The 23,585-nt window shown below is 51.5% G+C and carries 15 protein-coding genes; 11 read left to right on the forward strand and 4 right to left on the reverse strand.

Going from position 1 to position 23,585, the window contains the following annotated elements; translation table 11 throughout:
- Window positions 1–12: 12 nt before the first annotated feature.
- Both KTT_RS05145 and KTT_RS05150 read right to left on the reverse strand, forming a co-directional pair.
- Window positions 13–1,056 carry a polysaccharide deacetylase family protein gene (locus tag KTT_RS05145; protein ID WP_126594962.1) on the reverse strand — a complete coding sequence of 348 codons (1,044 nt, stop codon included), beginning with the start codon at window positions 1,054–1,056 and terminating at the stop codon, window positions 13–15.
- 105 nt (window positions 1,057–1,161) lie between these two features.
- Complete coding sequence (locus KTT_RS05150; protein ID WP_126594963.1) at window positions 1,162–2,823, reverse strand: N,N-dimethylformamidase beta subunit family domain-containing protein; 1,662 nt, start codon at window positions 2,821–2,823, stop codon at window positions 1,162–1,164.
- A gap of 742 nt (window positions 2,824–3,565) precedes the next feature.
- Between KTT_RS05150 and KTT_RS05155 the strand changes: the two genes are divergently transcribed.
- The 10 genes from KTT_RS05155 (at window position 3,566) to KTT_RS05200 (ending at window position 19,805) form a co-directional block, all read left to right on the forward strand.
- Window positions 3,566–5,002 carry a tyrosine-protein kinase domain-containing protein gene (locus KTT_RS05155; protein ID WP_126594964.1) on the forward strand — a complete coding sequence of 479 codons (1,437 nt, stop codon included), beginning with the start codon at window positions 3,566–3,568 and terminating at the stop codon, window positions 5,000–5,002.
- Between the two features lie 197 nt (window positions 5,003–5,199).
- Window positions 5,200–6,501 carry a nucleotide sugar dehydrogenase gene (locus KTT_RS05160; RefSeq protein ID WP_126594965.1) on the forward strand — a complete coding sequence of 434 codons (1,302 nt, stop codon included), beginning with the start codon at window positions 5,200–5,202 and terminating at the stop codon, window positions 6,499–6,501.
- Between the two features lie 35 nt (window positions 6,502–6,536).
- Window positions 6,537–9,473: a lipid II flippase MurJ gene (locus KTT_RS05165; protein ID WP_126594966.1), complete on the forward strand. Its 2,937-nt coding sequence runs from the start codon at window positions 6,537–6,539 to the stop codon at window positions 9,471–9,473.
- 47 nt (window positions 9,474–9,520) lie between these two features.
- Window positions 9,521–10,864, forward strand: coding sequence for a glycosyltransferase family 4 protein (locus KTT_RS05170; RefSeq protein ID WP_126594967.1), 1,344 nt, complete (start codon window positions 9,521–9,523; stop codon window positions 10,862–10,864).
- A gap of 2 nt (window positions 10,865–10,866) precedes the next feature.
- The gene (locus KTT_RS05175; RefSeq protein ID WP_126594968.1) at window positions 10,867–12,192 is read left to right on the forward strand and encodes a glycosyltransferase family 4 protein; all 1,326 of its coding nucleotides are present in this window, start codon (window positions 10,867–10,869) and stop codon (window positions 12,190–12,192) included.
- Between the two features lie 24 nt (window positions 12,193–12,216).
- Window positions 12,217–14,160, forward strand: coding sequence for an asparagine synthase (glutamine-hydrolyzing) (gene asnB, locus KTT_RS05180; protein WP_126594969.1), 1,944 nt, complete (start codon window positions 12,217–12,219; stop codon window positions 14,158–14,160).
- Between the two features lie 26 nt (window positions 14,161–14,186).
- Window positions 14,187–16,127, forward strand: a complete 1,941-nt coding sequence (gene asnB / locus KTT_RS05185) for an asparagine synthase (glutamine-hydrolyzing) (RefSeq protein ID WP_126594970.1) — start codon at window positions 14,187–14,189, stop codon at window positions 16,125–16,127.
- A gap of 41 nt (window positions 16,128–16,168) precedes the next feature.
- Entirely contained in the window at window positions 16,169–17,248 is a 1,080-nt protein-coding gene (locus KTT_RS05190) for a glycosyltransferase (protein ID WP_160145650.1), read from the forward strand.
- Window positions 17,235–18,542, forward strand: coding sequence for a glycosyltransferase family 4 protein (locus KTT_RS05195; protein ID WP_126594972.1), 1,308 nt, complete (start codon window positions 17,235–17,237; stop codon window positions 18,540–18,542). Before KTT_RS05190 ends, KTT_RS05195 begins: the two co-directional genes overlap by 14 nt.
- Before the next feature lie 306 nt (window positions 18,543–18,848).
- Window positions 18,849–19,805 carry an SDR family oxidoreductase gene (locus tag KTT_RS05200; RefSeq protein WP_126594973.1) on the forward strand — a complete coding sequence of 319 codons (957 nt, stop codon included), beginning with the start codon at window positions 18,849–18,851 and terminating at the stop codon, window positions 19,803–19,805.
- Window positions 19,806–19,887: 82 nt separating this feature from the next.
- Here the strand turns inward: KTT_RS05200 and KTT_RS05205 are convergent, their stop codons facing one another.
- Both KTT_RS05205 and KTT_RS05210 read right to left on the reverse strand, forming a co-directional pair.
- A complete protein-coding gene (locus KTT_RS05205) occupies window positions 19,888–20,895 on the reverse strand; it encodes a Gfo/Idh/MocA family protein (RefSeq protein WP_126594974.1) in 1,008 nt (335 codons plus the stop codon).
- A gap of 151 nt (window positions 20,896–21,046) precedes the next feature.
- Window positions 21,047–22,177: a DegT/DnrJ/EryC1/StrS family aminotransferase gene (locus KTT_RS05210; protein ID WP_235845606.1), complete on the reverse strand. Its 1,131-nt coding sequence runs from the start codon at window positions 22,175–22,177 to the stop codon at window positions 21,047–21,049.
- Window positions 22,178–22,655: 478 nt separating this feature from the next.
- On the opposite strand from KTT_RS05210, the gene KTT_RS05215 reads away from it, so the two are divergent.
- Entirely contained in the window at window positions 22,656–23,330 is a 675-nt protein-coding gene (locus tag KTT_RS05215) for a sugar transferase (RefSeq protein ID WP_126594976.1), read from the forward strand.
- Window positions 23,331–23,585 lie beyond the last annotated feature (255 nt).

Below are 23,585 nucleotides of genomic sequence, written 5' to 3' on the forward strand. Positions count from 1 at the left end.
AAATATATTGATTTACATATTTTCCTTATTTTTGGTAAAAGGTTTCCATAGAGGAGCAAACATACTCCAGATACCCGAGGTTTCAGCAGCGATTAAGAGCCAGTGGCGTCGCACCTCTACCAGAACACGCTCCAGACGATAGGGATCGCTCTGTGGTGTCGCTACCCCTTTGGTGGTTGTTACAGCCCAGCTATATCCCGCCTCACGCACTGTCTTGAGGGCCTCTAGTCCAATATGTTCGGTGCGGCCTATAGGATAGGCAAAAGTTCGCACCGGCCTGTTTAACCGCTCCTGCATCAAATGACGGCAGGAAGCGATCTCGTAGCGCACCTCAGTTGGATCTGATAAACAGGCCAGCACAGGATGGTTCATGGTGTGGGCGCCAAAAGAGACAAAACCACTTTCCTGCATTTCCAGCACTTCTCCCCACGATAGTGGGATATTAACATCTTTTACCGTTTCCTCACAAGTATCTGGTACTATTGCTAAATCTTGTCTCATCTGCGTTAAAAATTGTTCTCGTTCTGCTACCGAGCGAGCGCTACGCAGACGCGCGTCAATGGCCTGCGACAAAGCCTGCTGTGAAGCAGGTTGCTGTAGATAATAGACCTGTCCGTCAAGGTTGAACTCGGTAAGACCAGTCTGCTTGACCAGGCGTTCACCTTCACCCCACCAGAAGTATTCCCCGCTATCGATATAGCCCGGGATCAGAAAAATGGTAATAGGTACCTGGAACTCAACGGCCGCTTTAAAAGCGTGGGTATAGTTATCGTGATAGCCATCATCAAACGTAATAACGAGAGGTGTGGGTTGCTGACCCGACTTTCTAGCAGGTGACTGGGAGGCATAGAGTTCCTCCAGAGCATCTTCCAGGTGCAAAATCCGATAGTGGCGTTTTAAGTATTGCATATGTCGCCGGATATCGCCCAGGCTAGCACGGTGGTAATTTAAGATCAGCAAGCGCGGCCCCCGCTGGCGCATGCGCCAGCGGCTAAACCGCACCAGACCACTATAGTAAAAGAAGGCTGCGACTATCAGGCGTACTGCTTTACGCATAAAAGTTTTTTTCCTCACAGTCCATTGCAAGATAGAATGGATACCTTTCTTCCCAGCTTCACAGAAAATGCCTCTACGCCATTGTTGAAGCAGACCACCTCGCGCTTAAAAACTATTGGGATTATGCTTTACAATCAGTGCCGCCATCACATTCTTCATCAAAACCTGCATTTCTGGAACAGCAGTGCTTTTGTCGCCACATTTTGGATCGTCATGTGCCCGATAGCTGTCCAGGGTCGTCTCCCAATATATTGATCCGGTGGCAAAGACCAGGGCGCCAGAGGGCGCAATATAATACGCCGAATTACTTACATCGGGCTGCCTGGTTTCACTACTGACTGTAGGTGATGCGCTGATAATATGCAGATTCTTTGGCGTGGTATTGCTATACGATGGATTGTCTGGTGTTCCATTAGAGCTTGTATGAGCTCGATCCCATTCGTACCCGACGACGCCGCAACCATACGACTGGTTAGGCTGCAAATTGGTATCTTTAAGCAAGGGTAACGAAACTGCCTGGGGTGCGACACGCCAGGGGAATCCATTCTGATCATGGGTAAGATTGGAGAATAAAACCCCTACGACGGCATTTTCGGGCCGCCCCACCACCGGATCACGCCACATAGCGGTCACGACAGAATTATCTTTACCATACATTGGATCACGCGCCAGGTCCTGATTGTCGGTCTGAACCTTATACGAGACGATAGTTCGATTGGCAACACCGTCAGAGTCGGGCTCAAAACGCATCTGCCAGTAGATAGCATTGGCGCCCATAAAGGCTAAACCGATCCCCTTGTTGCGTGCCTTCTCTACAGTTGCGCGCATGCTCTTTGTCCAGTATTCATCGTGACCCAATGATATAAAAGCTTTATGCTTATCTAACAGATGGGGATTTGCCTGCAGATCGAGGTCGCTCGCGTACGAAACATCGTAATCGTGCTGCTCCATCCACCGTACCGTCTGCACAATAAATACCAGCACCTGGCTGGCACCATTTTCAACATCGTAGGGTTTATCGAGGGACACCTTGACGGCGCGTTTGGCCACCGCGGTGCCCTGGAACAGATCATCAGCATCATAAAGGCCAGAACCACCCCAATCGTTGTAGGCCGCGTAGGTCGTATCGGGCGTCACGGCAATGTAGGGAGAGGTTGTGGATCCCAACACGTCAAAGGGTGCGTAGGATTGCTTGCCATTGATATCGGTAAACTTTGCCAGGTAGATACCTGTGGTCCAGTCAGTCGGAATATGCAATGTATACGACGGCTTCCAGTGCGTCTCAATCAAACCGGTATCCTTCGCTATTGTGCAACTTGTGCAGTTAACGAGATGGCTACCGGTGGTGTCATAGTATCCCTGAGCCTGCCCAGATAGATTGGGGACCGAAGTCATCAGGCGTCCACCCAGACCACTGTACCATCCCAACCGAAAAATATCGATGCGATATGAGGTCTGAGCCACCTGGGTGCTGACATAGAACATCAGTGATTTCCCCGGTTTCACCGAAGTCGCGCTCACATATCCCTGAATCTGAGTAGTAGACTCGCTGCCTGTTGGAATCTTCCACGAGGTAGTACCGGTTAAAGCATTTTCACGCGTTATTGCATTATCTGATCCCGCAGAAACATTATTACTATCCTCATTGAGCACAAATGCTTGATTGCTAGCGCTAGATGATAAAGATGGTGCCAGAAAATAAAAGCTGATCAGAGCTCCTGCGATAATAAAGATAGTGATGATAGTAACGACGGACTTAAACTTCATGCAGGATCCTCCGCATTCATTGGTTTAGACATAGGTTTATTTCTTTACAAAGATACAATACAAGAGATTATTCTTCACCAGGATATAGCATCAGAAAATAATGAAGCAACGAATAATACCCTACCCCTGACAAAAATACCATGACTGGTGTGAAGAAGAGATGTTTATATCGGTAGAGAATCAGTGAAGCATCATCCAAAAGCGTAGAGAAATTCATGAGCGTTTTTCACTGAGTCGAGAACTACTAGCTATAAGAAGATTAAAGGGTAGGAATATTTTCCCTTATGGCTATATCATCTGACTAGTATCTACTATACTGTGCAATGTATGAAATTTAGGCAATAAGTAATATTGGATGGAATGAATACCATTAGACTGCGTTAATGTATATTGACGGTTGGTTCCGGTAACGTTTTTCAAGTTCAAACCTTGACCACTGGCAATAGCACAGATAACGCTATTACATCTCATCCCTAAAAATAGAAGGAGCCAAATGTAAGCCAGAAGGGTTCATTATCTCAACAAAGGTGTACTATTTTCCACGTTTTCTCAACACGGGCAACAACCTGATTCTCATCTATAAAGAGTAATCTCATAGTGAAGAAGATTAGTAAAAACAAGCTCATGTTGTTGCTATACCATAGGTAATCTTATTCCTTAGTACTGCGTAAATAAACATTTTTATGGAAGTCTGGCACCGTCATAATATGTATGACTAAAACCTGGTAAGGATGGTATTTCAATGCGGAGTACGCTCAGTCGCTATATACTACTCGCAAAACGTTGGGCATGGGTTATCATACTCGGTATGGTTATTTGTGGTGGTACGACCTATCTCGTCACCAAACTGCTGATGCAGCCCGTCTATGAGGCACAAACTCGCATCCTGATTACCCTGGCGGGTACATCACAAAACGATAGTACGCTAGCGGCTATTGCTCAGCAATCAACCTATAGTCAGCTAGTTACCAATCCCAATGTTCTCGCTCCAGTGGCCGCTAAACACAATATGGAACTGAAGCAGTTGACTGGCATGGTCAAGACACAGTCGGCCACCAACAGTCCTATTATCGACATCCTGGTCGATAGCAGTAATCCACAGCTGGCAGCCACCCTCTCCAAAGAGGTCGCGCAAAGTTTCACCTCTTACGCCACCTCGCACCTGGCTAGCCAGGCCAACTTCAACACAATTGATCCGGTTGTTCCAACGGATCCGGTTCGGCCGCGCCCTTCGCAGGACTCGCTCATTGGAGCGCTGATCGGCCTGGGCCTGGCGCTGGCAATCATCGTTATATTCGAATGGATAGACGATAGACTCACGGCGCCAGAAGAGGTCAATAAGTTGCTGGGTATCGATGCGCTGACGATCATTCCTGAGCTTTCTCGCAAGCAGCGCTCACGCAATGCAGAAGATACCCCCGAACTGGCCGAGGGGTGCCGCATTCTGTGCGCCAACCTGAACATGGCCCAGATGATGCGCCCCTTTAAACTGGTCATGGTTACCAGTCCAATGGCTGGCGAAGGAAAGAGCACGATCGCCGCCAACATGGCTTCGTTTCTGGCAATGTCGGGGAAACGAGTGCTGCTAGTTGATGCCGATCTGCGCCATCCTGTGCTGGATCAGCACTTTCAGCTGAACAACCAAAAAGGACTCTCAAACGCTTTCTTAGGAATATGGAATCAGGTCGAGACCGAACTGGACGGGCAGCCAACGGAGATCCCTTCACTGCGCGTTTTGACCGCGGGCGTGCTCCCGTCCAACCCATCTGAGCTCCTGCAGTCTCAACTCGCCAGTCAGCTCTTCAATCATTTCCGCAATTCACAGAAATTTGACTATATCATTTTTGACACACCACCCCTGCTCCCAATTGCTGATGCTCAAATTATGGCGGCGTATATGCAAGTAACGATTATGGTTGTCAATGCCTCACGCACACCACGTAAAGCAATGGTACGGGCGAAGCAAGCGCTTGCTCGCACAGGTACACGCATCCTGGGTGTAGCGCTCAATAAAAGCTACTGGCCTGAATACGGTGAGGTTCATGATTACCTGAGCAATATTCAGTCGCGCCCACGTGCTGATATTGCCATGGCGATGCCGCCCAATACTCCCGCCATCAATCACGCTATCGATGCTACCAATACCGCGATCCTCCCTTCCACGAACAATAAGCGTTAATAAACGGGAATGTTAATGAGCAGGTGAGTAGCGCAAAAGCGACAGCAGCGTCCAACCTGATGCAGTTGCTGGTCAAGCAATTGACCAGCTTACCATATCGGCCATAAAAGTAACACACAGGATATATATGTCGATCTGTTTTTGTAAGTTTCTGTGCTTTAAAAATATGTAAGCATCTAAAAAGGAAACATAAGTTTATGAAATATCAACTGCTGGAGAAGATCTCCTCTCGCTCGTTGCGCGTTGCTATTATTGGGCTTGGGTATGTGGGTCTGCCGCTGGCTGTGACGTTTGCCGAAGCTGGTTTTCAGGTTACAGGCATCGATGTTGATCAGAAAAAAGTTGACCTGGCCAATGAAGGGCAAAGCTATATTTCAGATATTGAAAGCGAAGATCTGCAGCGTCTAGTTGCGGCGGATACGCTACGCTTCACCACTGATTTTAACGCCCTTGATGAGATCGATGCCATCAGTATCTGCGTTCCCACACCACTGCGCAAAACACGAGAGCCAGATGTCTCCTATATTATTTCAGCCGCCCAGCAGGTACGCGCCCATCTCCACCAGGGGCAGTTGATTATCCTGGAAAGCACAACCTATCCCGGGACAACGGATGAGATGCTACTTCCGGAGTTGGAGAGCTCCGGCTTAAAGATCGGTGAAGACTTCTTCCTGGCTTTCTCGCCCGAGCGCATCGACCCGGGCAATCCTCAATTCGGCACCAAAAATACTCCCAAGGTGGTTGGTGGCATCACGCCCTCCTGCACCGAGCTGGCGCAGGCCTACTATGGAGCCGCGATCGAACAGATCGTGCCAGTGGCCTCGGCCCGTGTCGCGGAGATGACAAAGTTGCTTGAGAATACGTTCCGCGCCGTCAATATCGGCCTGGTCAACGAGATCGCCATCATGTGTGAGAAGCTCAAAATCAACGCATGGGAAGTCATCGATGCAGCTGCCACCAAGCCATTTGGCTTTATGCGCTTTCAGCCAGGCCCCGGTCTGGGCGGCCACTGTATCCCGGTCGATCCGCATTACCTGTCATGGAAGCTCAAAACACTGGACTACAACGCGCGCTTCATCGAGCTGGCCGCCGAGGTCAATAGTAGTATGCCACACTATGTGGTCAATAAAGTGATGTCCGCCCTCAATGAGCAGCGCCGTAGCTTCAATGGCGCAACCGTGCTGGTGCTAGGCGTGGCCTACAAACGCAATGTCAGCGATGTGCGCGAATCACCCGCCCTGGATATCATCCAGGAATTAATCTCACATAAAGCAGTTGTGCTCTACAACGATAACTATGTCCCTTCCCTGACGCTTCGGGGCCGTACTATGCATTCCCAGCCTGTAAGTAGCGGTCTTCTGCAGGCCGCGGACTGCATCGTGCTGGTAACCGATCATGACTACTATGATGTCGCCTCTATCGTTGAGGAGGCACGCTCTATCGTTGATACACGCAATATGACCAGAGGATTTCAAGACGCCAAAATATTCAGGCTTTAGACCCATGATCATCACTGATAGAATGGTTAAGAAACATGTCTCAATCTTTGGGCAACGGTAGAAATGACAGTCAGCCACTGCTGAGCACGACAAGTGCCCGGCTGGTAGCGGTTAAGATAAAATCTGCCAATAAAAATATCTTCCGGGCTCTGCTCAGCCTGGCTTCGGCCAATCTGCTGATTCGCGTTATGGGTCTCCTGAATCAGATCGTGGTCACCGCCAGGTTCGGGCAAGATCAGCACATGGATGCCTACTACGTGGCATCCCTTATTCCGATGACGCTCGCACCGATGCTGGCCAGCGCGCTGGAGGCATCGGTTATTCCCGCCTACTCTCGACTGCGTACAAAGGGTACACGAGAACAGGCATCCAAACTTTTTAGCACGCTGCTCAATCTGCTGATCGTGCTTTCTATCGTACTCACTGCCGGGCTGATCTTCTTTAAAACAGAGTTGATGACTTTCCTGGCACCTGGCACACAGTCGTCGACCCTGTTGATAGCGCAGGATCTGACTCCATTTATCTTTCCGGTACTGGCTCTGATGACGCTTAATAGTTTTATGGAGTGTCTGCTGAACGCGGAGGGTAAGTTTGGCTGGCCCGCTTACGCGGGTATGCTCACGCCTCTGGCCACGGCATCTTTTGTTATCGCTGGTGGCAACAGCTTTGGCGTCCTGACGCTCTGTATCGGTACACTGGTGGGTCAGTTGCTCCAACTGGTCGGCATTATTTACCGCGCCCATAAGATGCAGATCATCTATCGACCTGTACTTGATCTGAAACTGCCCGAGCTTAAACCAATCATGAGCGCGGCCTGGCCAGCGCTCTTTGGCGGATTGATCAGCATGGCCAGTCCATTTGTGGACACGATCTTTAGCTCGTTTCAAAGCGCCGGTACTATCGCGGCGCTCAATAACGCCCTTAAGTTAAATGGTGTGCCGACCGGCGTGTTGTTCGCCGCCGTTGGACGAGCTGCCCTACCCTACCTGGCAAATCAGGCCGCCATCAAAGATATGCGAGCCTTCAAAGGGACGCTACGCCTCTATCTCTGGATCGTGGGCATAGCGACGCTGGGCCTGACCTTTGTTATGACATTCGGAGCCCGCATCATCATCGGGATCATTTTTGAGCATGGAAATTTTACGGCGCACGATGCCGACACAACTGCCTGGATTCTGGTTGGCCTGTCGATCGGTATGTTCCCAACCGCCATCGGCTTCATTGTGTCGCGCGCCTTCAGCGCGCTGGGTAAGACACGTATCCTGATGGGTGTGAGCATCTTTAGCGTCTTCGCCAATGCCGCCTTTGATGCTTACTTCGGACGCATCTGGGGAGGGTTTGGTATCGCCTTTGGCACTTCCCTCTACTACTTCTGCACCATGATCATCCTGATCGTTACGCTGCGCATGATGATCGGGAAGTTGAATCTGTTGACCCCACCCAAAGAGCTATTGGAGATGGTTCAGAAACTGAGTAGAGGACAGGTCCCGACCACGCTCACCAGAGGGAAGGAGGGCCGTATGAGAGATTTTGGTCTGACATATGCTTTCCGCAAAAGGGTGATGCAGGTCGCCTTTGCATTGTCCGTTTTTGCAGTCGGGGCCGCCGGCGCCGCGCAGAATGCTCTCTTCACCGTACGTATAGCCTTTGGTTCGCTGGTGGTGCTGGCGCTCTTGCGCTATCAATACCTGCTCGTCCTGGCATGGGCCTGCATCAACGTATTCATCGGCTCAGCATTACCACTGTTTAACGGTAATAATCTTCTGTCGGGCTTGACGCTGCCAACGCTCTTATTGCTCTTTTACGTTCCAACAAAAGAGGCGTTCAAGCGTCTGCCGGCGCTCCCGTTCTGGTTATTCTACTTCATCTGGATCCTACTGAGCATGGGCATCTCACCGATTCCACTATCGCAGTTTATGACTATCTGGACCACCGAACTGGACTTCTTTGCGGTCTGCGTGCTGGTGGTGCTGGTCATCGATTCGCGCCAGAAGATGATCGGCTTTATCGATGCGATGATCGCGCCCTCTATTTTTATCGCCATCTACGGACTCTATGGCTTTGTGACCCAGCAGCACGGTGTGGTTGATCCCACCACAGGTTTCTTCCGTATCAGCTCGATTTTCTATGATACACCACCAACACTGGGTCTCTATCTGTCGGTACTTATTCCCATTACTATCTATCGCATCTTTACCATGCGGAACTTCCTTAAGATTTGTGGAGGGATCGCGATATTGCTCCTGCTGATGGTGGCGCTGGGTCTGACTTTTAACCGAGGAACGCTCATTGCCGTAGCGGTTGGATTGGTGGTTACTGTCCTGTTCCTGCCCTCCAACAAGATGCGTGGCATCGCCATGGGGGCAGGCACCGCGATTGTGGGGATGGTTTTTCTGGGTACCGCCCTGGCCAACATCCCTATCCTGAGCCGCTTCTCTAATAGCGATATCTCATCGCTCAATGGTCGTACCTATCTCTGGCAAGCATTAATCGACCACTTCGACCCGGCCCAGATTCTGGGATATGGCCTGAAGTCCTCGGATGTGTTGTTGACCCAATTGCAGGTCGGCTTCGGAGGCGGCGTCATCGCCACAGCTGCCCATAATATCTACCTGGAAGCAATGTTTGAGCATGGCATTATAGGTCTGACACTGATGTGCCTGGGCTTTATCGCCTTCGGCTGGTGCCTGTTAAAGAAATACTTCTCAGACAGGAGTTTTGAGCAAAAACTGCTGGTGGCGATCGCCTTTGGTACCCTGGTCAGTATCGTCATCCAGGGATACGAGTCCAATGACATCTGGAACCAGGGCGTGGGTATCTACTTCTTCATCCTGATGGCCCTGCCATTCTGTCGCTACTGGGATAAAACTCAGGGCTCAAACAAAGCGGCACAGGAAGATGTACAGGAGCAAAGCGATCAGCATGATGCAGAAAATGCTCAAAAAGAGCAAGAAGAGCTGGCCATGGCTTAAAGAAACAAGCGTCAATAGATTTTACATAGCAGCTAAGGAGAGGCTTCGTGGAAAATAGTTCGCAGGATCAGCTGCGTATCTGTATGGTAGCTTTCTTGTATGCACCTATTATCGGTGGGGCGGAAACACGCGCGGCCAGGCAGGCACACCGTTTGCTTGAGCTGGGCCATAAAGTGGTCATTGTAACGTTGCAACATGAAAAAATCTGGAAAAAATCTGAATTGGTCGATGGTGTTCCGGTTATCCGTGTTGGTGGATCATTTAATCGGCGTGGCAGATTGCGCGTCGGTCGGATGGGACATCTTCCAATCGATTTCTTAATGTTCTTGCAGTTGTGGCGCATGCGTCACCATTACGACATTTTGCATACCATCCAGCTTTCTCCTCTATCGGGCGTGGCAGCCCTGATAGGTAAATTAACAGGCAAACCGGTGATTGTCAGTATTCCCAGTACGGGACCCGGCAAAAAGCCGAAACCAGAAGAGGCCATGATGATGGTGGACACCCTGGCCGGCAAGCTGAGCGATACCAGTTTTTTGAAGGTTGACTATGCCGATGCTGTGGTAGGGGATATGCAACATATGAGAAAAACCGCCATCGGTGGCGGAATGATCCTGAATTTCTTGAAAAAATCTGATGCATTTTATCAAATTCTTAGTACACGTAGTTATGGCTATATGACATCCAATGGCTTTCGTCATGAGAAACTGGTTCATATTCCCAATGGTATCGAAATTGAAAAATTTAATCCCGCCCCCGAACTACGGCCTGATCCTAATCAACCGGAGCGCGATATCCTATGCGTGGCACGCCTGCAATATCCAAAGGGCGTGGATGTATTGCTCCATGCCTGGAAACGCATGATGCTGGATCAGCCTGCTGACTGGCGGGCGAATCTCAAACCGCGTCTGCTTATCGCGGGCAATGGACAATCTGAAGAGCAGTTGAAACGCCTGGCGAAAGAGTTACATATCGAGGAGAGCGTGGTCTTTCTGGGAGCCCGAAAAGATGTGGTAAACCTGCTGCAGCGGTGCTGGAGCTTTGTGCTACCATCGCGCTGGGAAGGGATGCCCAATGCTCTGCTGGAGGCGATGAGTTGTGAAGCGCCGTGCATCGCGACCCGCGTCAGCGGGAGCGAGGATATCGTGGTGGATGGCGTGAATGCCTTGCTGGTTGAGCCTGAACAGCCGGACGAACTGGCTCTGGCACTGCAACGCTTAATAGCTGATAGCGATCTGGCCCGGCGTCTGGGGGTGGCTGGACGCGAAACTGTTATACGTGATTATCAAATGACAAATATCGCTGATCAATTTATAGATTTCTATCGAAAAACATTGCATAAGGAGTCCCGAACCCCAGCCAAGGTTCTTGAGGGCGTGGGAGAAATATAAGCATGGAACGTAAACCACGTATATGTATTGCTATTACTACTTTTTATCCTTATATCGGTGGCGCCGAAACTCAGACCCTGGCTCAGTGTCAGCGTCTGATCGAATCGGGCTATCAAGCGCAGGTGATTACTTTTCGGCATAAACATAGCTGGCCACTGACAGACACCCTCAAAGGGGTACCCGTCAGGCGCATCGCTGGCTCGCTGCTGGGGAAACGCGATAATTTGCCGCGCATCGTCCAGCGTCTCCTCTATTTCCTGGCTATGTTTGTAATGGCCAGAACGATCTGGCGTGAACGCAACAACTTTGACGTCTTACAGGTCTGTCAGTTCAGCCTGCTGGTCCTGCCACTCGCTGTGGTATGCTATTTCGCCAAAAAGCCTATGACCATTATTGTTATCAGTGCGGGCGCTGAGAAGCCCACCAAAACCAATGAGAACGCGAAGCTGCTGGCAGGCCCCCTTGATCCCAATCTCCCCTGGCTACAAGTCGATGGAAAAACGTGGATCGATGGTGACCTGTACGGTCTGCAGGCGGCTGGTCGAGGAGCGGTCAATCTTACCCGCCATCTGCTCAAACGCATCCATGCCGTCGTTATTGTACTCAGCAGACGCTCGGAGCGCTACGTAAAAGCTAACAGGTTTGATGATTTAGAGATCCAGCTGATTCCCAATGGCGTTGATATCGCGCGCTTCCATCCCCAGCCTCAGCTTGCGGTCACGCCAGAACGTGCCAGAACGGTAGTCTGCGTCTCCAAAGCACGCTGGGAAAAAGGCCTGGATGTGCTGCTGCAGGCCTGGCACCTGGTCCATGCCCAGCAACCCGAGGCGCGCCTGGTGATCGTGGGCAGCGGTCCGGTACTGCCTCAGCTAGAGCAGCTGGCAGCAGCCCTGGGCATCGCGGAAAGCGTGGAGTTCGCCGGGCTACAGAGTGATGTGCCGGAACAGCTACAGCGAGGCCTGATCGGTATCCTCCCCTCGCGCTGGGAAGGGATGCCCAATGCCTTGCTGGAGGCGATGGGTAGCGGCCTGGCCTGCATCGCGACCCGCGTCAGCGGGAGCGAGGATGTGATTGAAAGTGGCGTCAATGGCCTGTTGGTCGAAAGCGAAGATTATACAGCGATGGCGCAGGCTCTGCTCACCCTGCTGCGCAATCCTCAACTGGCACAGCAGTATGGAGCGGCCGCCAGCGAGCTTATTCAACACTCCTACACCCTTGAACATGTGCTGAACCTCTATACATCAATTTATCAACGCCTTACTGCAACACACACGGAGCAGCCCACTGAAGATGTACGACCTTCAGAAAGCTACTCGGTAACACCATAAATACCCTGAAAGGATACACTTCCCATGTGTGGAATAGCGGGCTTCGTAAATGTGGCATGTAGACATGAGAATGCCGAACACCTTATCGATAATATGTGCAAGATTATTCGCCATCGCGGTCCCGATGATCAAGGAATCTGGGTTGGCGATGGTATAGATAATGGAATGTCCACGGCGCTGGGTATGCGCCGCCTGGCCATTATTGACCTGGCTGGCAGCCATCAGCCAATCTTCAATGAAGATCAGAGTATGTTGATCGTTTTCAATGGCGAGATCTATAACTACCGGGAGCTACAACAGGAGCTACGAGCCCGTGGTCATCAGTTCCGCACCAATGGAGATACGGAAACCATCCTGCACGCTTATGAAGAGTATGGTGACGACTGCGTCGAGCATCTGCGTGGGATGTTTACCTTTGCAATCTGGGATATCAAACGCCAGAGGCTCTTCGCGGCCCGCGATCGTTTTGGGAAGAAGCCACTCAACTACTACTGGGATGGTCAGCGGCTCATCTTTGGTTCAGAGATTAAATCGATCCTAGAGGCGGACGTTCCGCGCGAGGTCAACCCCATCGCGCTGGATGAGTACCTGGTCTATCGCTACGTCCCCTCCCCGCTGACCATGTTCAAGAATATCATGAAGGTGCCGGCGGCCCATGTGCTCATTTATGAGAATGGGAAGGTCAGTACGAAACGTTACTGGGATATCTCGTTCGCCCATACCTGTAACGACGATGAGGCGACCGCTGTCGAACGCACGCGCAGCCTGCTAGAAGAGGCCACACGCATCCGCCTGATGAGTGAGGTTCCACTGGGCGCGTTCTTAAGCGGTGGCCTGGATTCAAGCGTGGTCGTTGGCATAATGAGCGAATTGATGTCGCAGCCGGTCAAGACCTTTTCCATCGGTTTTGAGGAGGCCTCCTTCAATGAGCTTCCCCATGCGCGCAAGGTTGCGCAGCATTTCGGGACCGAGCATCACGAATTCTTTGTCAAATATGATCTGGTCAACATTCTGCCGCAGCTGGTCTGGGACTACGATGAGCCGTTCGCGGACTCGTCTATGCTGCCAACCTACTATGTCTCTAAACTGGCACGTGAGCATGTGACCGTGTCATTGAGTGGTGATGGCGGCGACGAGATCTTTGGTGGTTACGAGCAATACAGGCGCGAGTACCAGATCTATCATATCCCTCGCCTGCTGCGCGGCACCCTGTCACGCGCCTCCTACCTCCTGCCCAACAAGGTACGCGGCAAGAAACGTCTGCAGACCTGGTTGCGCGGCTATGGCACCCGCAGCATTGAAGCGAATATGCTGTTCCCCGACTATACCAGGAGCGAGCTTTATAGCAAGGATTTTTATCAGCAAGTGCAGGGACATATGCCGTTTGAACGCCACCTGGACCTCTACCACGCGGTGCAACATCTCGATCCAACCGCTCGCATGCAATATGTCGATACCCTGACCTATCTCACAGATGATATTCTCGTCAAAGTCGACAAGGCCAGCATGTTTAACTCACTGGAGACGCGTGCACCCCTCCTTGACCATCACCTGGCGGAATATGTCGCCTCCCTCAATCCTTCACTGCGCGTCAACAATGGACGCATTCATGACGGTCATGGCAAACATCTGTTGAAGAAAGTGGCCAGTGATCTGCTGCCGCCGGAGATTCTGGAGCGACCCAAACGCGGCTTCTCGGTCCCGCTCAATACCTGGTTCCGGAAGGATGTACAGAGCTATGCTCATGACGTCCTGGCTTCAAGCCAGGCCCGGAGACGCAACATCTTTAGCCAGCAGATGCTGCATAATCTGCTCAGCACCGATGGCGGTCGCCCTCTGACCAATCATAGCGAGGTCCTCTGGTCGCTGCTCTGCCTGGAATTGTGGTTCCAGACATATATCGATGAGCCGGGTATCACGACCGGAGAAACTATAACATCTACATCTTCTTATACAATCAAAAAATAATGAATGAATGAGGAAAGGGAGCGTTTATGTGCGGCATTTGTGGAATTTATAACGCGCGCAGCGGCGAACCGGCCTCCCCGCAATTAATAGATTCTATGACACGCCTGATTGCGCACCGTGGGCCAGACGATAGTGGAGCACACATCGATGGCCCGCTGGGCCTGGGCTTTGCGCGCCTGAGCATTATTGATCTCAGCGGAGGCCACCAGCCAATGTGCAACGAGACAGGTGATATATGGATCGTCTTTAATGGTGAAATATGGAATTATAAAGAGCTTCGAAAAACACTGCAAGAAAAAGGCCACATCTTCCAGACCAATAGCGATACCGAGACGATTGTGCATGCCTACGAAGAATATGGCGTCGATTGCGTTGAACGCCTGCATGGGATGTTTGGCTTCGCTATCTGGGATGGTCCCAGGCAGCGTCTGTTGCTGGCACGCGACAAAGCCGGAAAAAAACCACTTTACTACACCAATCTGAATGGTGATATCATCTTTGGCTCCGAGATCAAGGCGATCCTGGGACATCCGCAGGTCAGGCGTGAGGTGGATGTGCAGGCGATGGCCGATTTTCTCAGCGTGCGCTACGTACCAGCACCGGCTACGCTCTTCAAGAACATCTCCAAGGTCAAACCGGGACACTGGGTGCTCTTTGAAAATGAAACGATGCGCGAGCATTGCTACTGGGACTTCACCTTTAAGAAAGATCCCGAGAAGCGCTCTATCCCTGAGTACCTGGAAGGCATCAAACAACATGTGCACCGGGCCGTTGAGGAGCGTATGATGGCCGATGTGCCAGTCGGTGCTATGCTCAGCGGTGGCGTCGATTCCAGCATTATTTCTGGCATCATGAGCACACTCACCCCGCACAAGGTAAAGACCTTTTCGGTAGGCTTCGATCATCCCGAGTATAGCGAGCTTCCGTATGCACGCATGGTGGCCGATCACTTTGGCACCGATCATCATGAGCTGGTGGTCAACTCTTCAGACCTCACGCAGTACTGGCCTCTACTGACCTGGCATCGTGATGAGCCGGTCAGTGAGCCATCAGACCTGGGCGTCTACCTGGTCTCCAAACTGGCGCGCCAGCACGTCACGGTCGTCCTCTCTGGTGAGGGGGCCGATGAGCTGTTTGCCGGCTATCCTAAATACGTGGTGGACTGGATGGCACGCTACTATCACATTCTGCCGGATGTGGTACGCAATCAAGCGATCCAGCCGCTCTTAGAGCGCCTGCCCTATAGCATGCGTAAGCTCAAGACAGCGGCCCGCAACATTTCCCAACCTGCTCCACAGCGCTGGATGAACTGGTTCGGCATCTTCAACGGTCCCCTAAAAGAGCAGTTGCTGGCCGACGAGACGAAGATGGCCATTGACCTGGACGCCAGCCGCGAGTTCCAGCGCTGGCTGCAGAAAAATCCACAGCGCGACGATCTCTCTTCGATGCTCTACCTGGACACTAAAATCTGGCTCCCGGACAACCTGCTGATGAAGGGCGATAAGATGACGATGGCCGCCTCGCTGGAGTCACGCATTCCCATGCTGGACTACAAGCTGATCGAATACGCGGCCAGCATCCCATCAAGCGCGAAGATCAAGTCGCTCAAGACCAAGTATCTGCTCAAGCAGGCCTTTGCAGACTTCTTACCGGCCCCGATCCTGACGCGCAAAAAGATGGGCTTTAACGTGCCAACAGGCGTCTGGTTCCGCGAGGGCCAGCGCGACCTGATCAGCAAGCTCCTGCTCTCGGACCGCATCCGCGGCCGTGGCTACTTCAATGATGCCTATATTGAGAAGATGGTGCACGACCATCTGGCGGGGAAGACCAATTACCAGGCTCAGATCTTCACGCTGGCCAGCCTGGAGCTCTGGTTCCGCGTCTTCATCGATACACCCGATCTGAAGAAGCCCGAGGGCTCTGTTTCGGATCTGCTGGCGGAAGAGTCGCTGGCTACTATGGTCTAAATCAAAACATGCTCTTCTATCCGGAAAGGATCTATCATAGGATGCCCAGGAAAACAGTTACGCCATTTCGTGTCCTGATGGTCACTGGCATCTATCCAACGGTTGAAAAGCCGCACGCCGGTACCTTTGTAAAAAGCCAGGTTGACGCCCTGACCGAAGCAGGTCTGGAAGTTGATGTTATCCATCCCAGAGTTGGCATACCCACACCACTGCGCTATGCCTCAGCCCTATCTCAGATCTGGCGCGCCGCCCTGAGTGGACGCTATAACGTCATCAATGGTCAATATGGATTGTGGTGCTTTATCTGCCGCCTGCAATGGGGTATCCCGGTGGTGGCCGCCTTCATCGGCGACGATATTCTGGGTACCGTGACCGCGCAGGGCGGCCATAGCGCGAAAGGCAACTTTGTGGCGATGTTGAGCCGTCAGCTCTGCTACCGGGTCGATGCGGTGATCGTGAAATCGGACCAGATGAAGAGGGAGGCGCGCGGTCCCCAACAAAAGATTTATGTCATCCCTGATGGGGTCAACTTCTCGCAGTTCCAGCCCGTACCACGGGACGTCATGCGCGCCGAACTCGGCTGGGATCAGAACAAATACTATGTGCTCTTCAGCAACAATCCAAACATCCCGGTGAAGAACTTCTCTCTGGCAAAAGCAGCCGTTGATCGTGTCCGAGCTAAAGGCATCGACGTTGAACTGGTTGTGGCCACCGGCCTGCCACATGATACGGTGGTGAAGTATATGAACGCCAGCAACGCCCTGATCCTCTCTTCGCACGCCGAAGGCTCCCCCAATGTGGTAAGAGAGGCCATGGCCTGTAATGTGCCTGTCGTCAGTACTGATGTCGGAGATGTGCGCGCCGTGATCGGACGTACCGAGGGCTGCACCGTCTGTACACCCAATAGTGTCGAAGAGATGGCCGCGGGCATCGAGGTCGCTCTGGCCCATACCGAACGCACAACCGGCCGCGCCGATACCCAGCATCTCAGGGGTAGCATCATCGCCCAGCAGATCATCGATGTCTATGAAAAAGCCACCGGCCTGAAAATTCCCCGCAAAACCACCGGTGCAACGGAGAATGAAACACAGCTGAAGGAGACAACTTATGCCCAGGAATAAGAAAGTGCTTCTCCTGGTAGAAAATCTTTCGGTTCCTGCTGATCCACGTGTCTGGCGCGAGGCCCAAACATTGCGCCAGCACGGCTACCAGGTCAGCGTTATCTGCCCCCGTGGCGAGACATGTGATACCGAAAGCTATGTCTGCCTGGATGGCATCTTTATCTATCGCTACACTCTCGATATGACTATACGCAAATCAACTGATTACATACGCGAATACGCCCTGGCCATGCTCAATACGCTGCGCCTGAGCTTTCAGGTCTGGCGCCGCCACGGCTTCGACGTCATCCATGCCGCCAATCCACCGGACACCTTTTTCATTATTGGACTGTTCTATCGCCTGCTGGGAAAAAAGTTCATTTTTGACCAGCACGACCTGGCTCCCGAGATGTTTGCGATCAAGTTTCAAGGGCGCATGAAATTGATTCAGCGCTGCCTGCAGCTATGCGAGACGCTCTCATACAAGACCGCCAACCTGGTGATTACCACCAATGAGTCGCAGAAGCGCAACGCCCTCAAACGCGGGGGCTGCGCGCCCGAAAAGGTGGTGGTAGTACGCAACGGGCCGGATGATACACGTTTTACCGTCCTTACGCCCGAGCCTGAATTGAAGCGGGAACGTCCCTATCTGCTGGCCTATATCGGGGTGATGGGCTCGCAGGACGGCGTAGATTACGTCCTCTACACCCTCAATGAGTTGATCAACAAGCGCGGCCGTCAGGATATCGGACTGGTTCTGATGGGCGACGGCGATCAACTGGAGATCCTGAAAACCCTGACCCAGGATTTACAGTTGACGGATTACGTCCATTTCGCGGGCTGGGTGGGCAAGCACGATCTCTTACGCTACCTCAGCGTCGCCGACATTGGACTCTGCCCTGACCCCAGCAATCAGCTGAACGATCACAGCACCATGCTCAAAACGATGGAATATATGGCCATGGGGCTGCCGGTGGTGGCCTTCGATCTGTTGGAGACGCGCTACTCAGCGCAGGAAGCAGCGCTCTATGCCAGCGCCAATCGGGTTGAGGACTTCGCCGATAAGATCGAGCTCTTGCTGGAGGATGCCGCTCTGCGCAAAAAAATGGGCGACTATGGCCGACAACGCATCGAAGAGGAGTTGAGCTGGAGCCAGACCTCAAAGCATCTTGTAGCCGCCTATCAGCAGCTATTGGAGCGCGATGGCGCAAAGGATGCCCAACAGATCCAGGCAGATCGTCAGGGAAGTGTCGAAGCACTTGCCAGTGGAAGGGGTCCGGTTGCCGATAACGTTTCCGTACCCGCAACCGAATAGGATAGATCAGCCCTTGAGCAAGATTCTGGCCGAGTAGGCCGGTAGCGTAAAGGTGTGGCCGGATCTGTTCCCATAGGGATCGACATAGGTAGTTGTCCCACTGGTGGGAACCTGCGAACTGGATTCATACTATACCAACCGTCCATGCTACAAGATAACATCTACGCTAGCAACTAAACAGGTATTTAACCTGAATTGGGTATACTCTGATAGATTAGAGATTGTTACAGGCTCAATCTTACATGAAGAAAGGGGTTGTACACAGTTTTTCTGACAACTAGAAAGTACTGGTGTGCATAGAGTATTATGAGTTCAGCACGTTATCTGGTCACAGGTGGAGCAGGATTTATCGGTTCTCACATTACTGCGACACTCCTGAAACAGGGTGAAAATGTTCGCGTTTTAGATAATTTTGCCACTGGTCGCGAGAGCAATCTACAGGCATTCGAGGAACTACCAGGGAATGTCGAAATCGTACGCGCCGACATTCGTGACCTTGCCGCCGTCGCCCAGGCGACTCAAGGAGTAGAGGTTGTCTTTCACCAGGCCGCCCTGGCATCGGTCCCCCGCTCGATAGCCGATCCGGTCAGTTCACTGGAGGTCAATGTCAATGGCACGCAGAACGTCCTGATCGCAGCCAGGGACGCGGGTGCGCGCCGCGTAGTATTCGCCAGCTCTTCATCGGTCTATGGCAATACGCCAACCCTACCCAAACACGAGGGCATGCCTGGCTCGCCCATGTCTCCATACGCCGTCCATAAGCTGACTGGAGAGCTCCTCTGCTCGGTCTTCTATAACATCTATGGACTGGAAACGGTAACCTTACGCTATTTCAACGTCTTCGGCCCCCGGCAGGATCCCAAGTCTGAATATGCGGCCGTCATTCCCCGCTTCCTGACCTCCCTGCTCAATCAGGAGCAACCGATCGTCTTCGGTGATGGAGAGCAAACGCGCGACTTCACGTTTGTCGCCAACGTGGTCCAGGCTAATCTCAAAGCGGCGACCGCGCCCGATGCGGTGGGACAGGCTATGAACATCGGCTGCGGTGAGCGCGTCTCGCTCAACGAGGTCTTGCGCATCGCCGGTGAACTGCTGCAGACCACGCCGGATGCGTCCTATCGCGATCCACGCGCAGGGGATGTCAGAGATAGCCTGGCGGACATCAGTAAAGCGCAGCGCCTGCTCGGCTATGATCCCAGCATCAAGTTTGCCGAGGGCCTCTCTCAGACGCTGGAATCCCTGCGCGTGGGCGTATCCCGCTAATTACGGCACATCCAACACAACACGAAGGTGGGCTTTCTCGTTATTGAGAACGCCCACCTTGTTTTTAGGAAGTATGCCAGATTTATTGAACGGTCACGGCAGTATTGATAGCCTCTTGCTTCTCCAGAGCTGCCTGGGCAGCCTCTAGAACGCGTACAACAGCCAGGCCAACCTCGCCATTGGCGCGGGGCTGATTGCCGGTACGAATCGAATTGACGAAGTCTTCACATTCCAGACGCAAGGGCTCAACCCAATCGATATGAGGAATGGTAATGGCTCCGTGGCGATAGGATACAACTGGATCGGCGTGTACATCCGCGCCCTTATTGTAGACTTTGATCATCTCCGAGGGATTAGTGTCGTCATAAACGACCATTCTAGCATCACCAATGACCGTGACACGCCGGATCTTGCAGGGGTGCAGCCAGCTGACATGCACATGGGCCGTCATCTGGTCGGCAAACTCTAAATCCAGGTGCGCGATATCACAGATATGTGATTGTAGATGCGCATGCGCCTGCACCTTAACGCTCTCAGGCGCCTTCCCAAACAAATAGAGGAGGATAGATATATCGTGCGGGGCCAGATCCCAGATTACATTGATATCGCTGCGGAACAGGCCTAAATTGACGCGCTCAGCCTCAACACAATAGATTTTTCCAAGATCTCCGTTCTGCACCAACTTGCGTAGCTCATTGACAGCTGGACTGTATTCAAAGGTATGGCCAACCATGAGGATGCGGTTGCGCTGGCGCGCTATTTCTACCAATTCTTCGGCTTCCGCGACACTGGCGGTGAGCGGCTTCTCCACCAGAACGTGCTTGTCATGCAGCAACGCTTCTTTCGCCAGATAGTAGTGGGCACGCACAGGTGCCGCGATGACTACCCCATCAACATCCGAGTTGAGAATATCATGGAAGTCGGTGGTGGTTTTAATCCAGGGCTGATTCACAGCGATCGATGCCAGGCGGCTCTGATCCAGATCAGCCACCATGGTCACCGACACATTCGAAAGGCCATCCAGGTTACGAGCAATCTTTGGCCCCCAATATCCCCAACCAATTAAACCAAAACGCAGATCTGTTCTCATTGGTACATTCCTTATAAGTTTCTACTATAAGAAGCCCTACAATGAAATACGAAACGATAGATACACAAAAATCTACAAGCACCATAAAAACTCGGTAGCAATATCGCTTCCATGCGCCCTGTCTGTAACGGTGGATGTATACCTTTGGGGTTTAAGCGGAATGAGAAGCCACGAAACCAATGTATTTCTTTACGCTATCAATGACACGCTGCACTTGCTTACCGGTAAGTTCCGGATACATCGGTAAAGAAACGATCTTTGGAGCCAGAGCTTCGGTTACCGGGAACATGCCCGGCTTATAACCATATGGAACGCACGCCGGTTGCAGGTGCAAAGGAACGGGATAGTGAACATTGGTGCCGATCCCCTCTTCCTGCATGAATTGACGGAAACGATCGCGATCAGGGACCTGAATCACATAGTAGCAGTATACGTGTGTGCCCCAGGGACGTACGACTGGAACAGCATCAACGATCCCGCGCAACTGCTCGTTGTAGGCATGAGCATGAGCCTGGCGTGCCTCATTCCAACGCTCCAGATGCGGCATCTTGATCAGCAATACCGCCGCCTGTAGCTCGTCTAAACGACCGTTAGCCCCCACCACTTCATGGAGATAGCGCACTCGCGAACCATGATCCCGATACATGCGCATCTTCTCCGCCAAATCAGCATCATTGGTGGTGCAGATGCCGGCCTCGCCAAAGGCGCCAAGATTCTTGCTATAGTACAGGCTGAAGCACCCGATATCACCAAATGAACCAACTCGCTGGCCTTTATACGTAGCGCCATGGGCCTGTGAGGCATCCTCAATCACACGCAGGCCGTGGGCACGTGCGAAATCCATCACCGGCTGCATCTCTACAGCATGACCATAGAGATGAACAGGAAGAATGGCTCGTGTACGCGGGGTCAACACCTGCTCAAGCTGCTGCCAATTCATCAGGTATGTTTCGGGATCGATATCGACGAAGACAGGAATAGCTCCGACCGCGGCGATTGCTTCCACGGTCGCGATAAAGGTATTAGCAACAGTGATCACTTCGTCTCCGGCGCCGATACCGCACGCGCGCAACGCCAGTTCCAACGCATGCGTACCCGAAGCGTTACCAACACCAAATTGGCATCCACAATACATTGCAAACTCTTGCTCAAATGCCCGCTGCCGAGGCCCTATGAACAATTGCATCCCTTCGAGAACTTCTTCAAAAGCTGCCATAATTTCAGGCTTTAAGGCCAGATATTGTGCGCGTAAATCTACCAGAGGAATATTTTCTGATGACACTCTTTTTGACCACTCCTTAATCATAGTCCAAAATGCTTATCACAAAGAAGCTTATACAAATCTTACGTGTTTTTCACTTTTACCGTTATCAAATTCTATACACTTTTCTACAGTAAAGTTATAGCTTAACCCAATAGGGATCTAAGACATCTGCTATTTGAATCAGCCCGTTTGCACGTCGTCATCTCTATAAACCCTTATTATTAATGATAGCAAATAGAAGGTGGATATTGGTTAATTATAAAGGTGTAAGATAGGTTAAACTATGGCTAATCAGTAAAGAATACACAACCATAAGCAAAATATGAGAGAAAGGGGGGCTTATGTTTTTATCACCTATTTGCAAACTCTTTACCATATCTCCATAAAAATACTCACCGATTATACACCTGAGTCATATAACATTGAAATCAGAATTAACAGAGCGAGGGGAACATAAAAAGTTTTACCTCATGTCTGCACTTTTTAGGAGGCAAACATGATTGTTCAATCGGCGCCCGGCCGGACGATTAGCATCAATACGGGCTACCTGAGAGCAAAGCGTGCGCTCGATATTGCTTTTATACTTCTCGTCGCGCCTTTTGTTCTTCTAGTTGGTATTGTTGTCGCGATCTGTATTAAATTAAACTCTGAAGGCCCTATTTTTTTTCGCCAAAAACGCATCGGACAAAATGGGGTCGAATTTGAAATGCTTAAATTCAGATCTATGTATGTAAATAGTGACCAAATGGCCCATCGCGAAAAAATTATTCAATACATGAATGGTCAAAAGCTCAATGATGACTCTACAGGAAAAATGATGTACAAAGATGTTCAAGATCCACGTATTACTAAAGTTGGACGCTTTATCCGTAAAACAAGCCTGGATGAACTGCCACAATTTTGGAATGTGTTGATGGGTCAGATGTCGCTGGTTGGTCCTCGCCCTCCTCTGCCGTATGAAGTTGAACTGTATACATCCCATGAGTGGCTACGCATGGTTGGCAGACCAGGGTTAACCGGCACGTGGCAGGTCTATGGACGTTCGCGCGTGACTTTTCAAAATATGGTTGAGATGGACATCGACTACCTCGAAAAACAATCGATATGGCTTGATTTGAAACTTATCTTTCTCACAGTTCCAGTAATGCTCTTCGCACGCGGCGGTGCTTAATAAATTACAGCATATCTATTCATTTATCTATCTTTAATACAGTTTATTACTTTATGGAGTAAGAAACTGTGGTATTATGTTTTCTTCCTTTTATAGGGTGTCAGACTCCCGCCATGCAGGGTCCACTTGCGCGCCCCCTGCACGCGCGTCCGCTACGCGGCTGCACTGGTTTTGTGTGTTGGTGCAGTGCGTGCGCATCTACGCACGCACTGCACCAACACACCATGGACTCTTGAGCACCGCAGGTGCGAAAAC

Origin of the sequence: Dictyobacter aurantiacus (assembly GCF_003967515.1) — a bacterium.
GTDB lineage: Bacteria > Chloroflexota > Ktedonobacteria > Ktedonobacterales > Ktedonobacteraceae > Dictyobacter > Dictyobacter aurantiacus.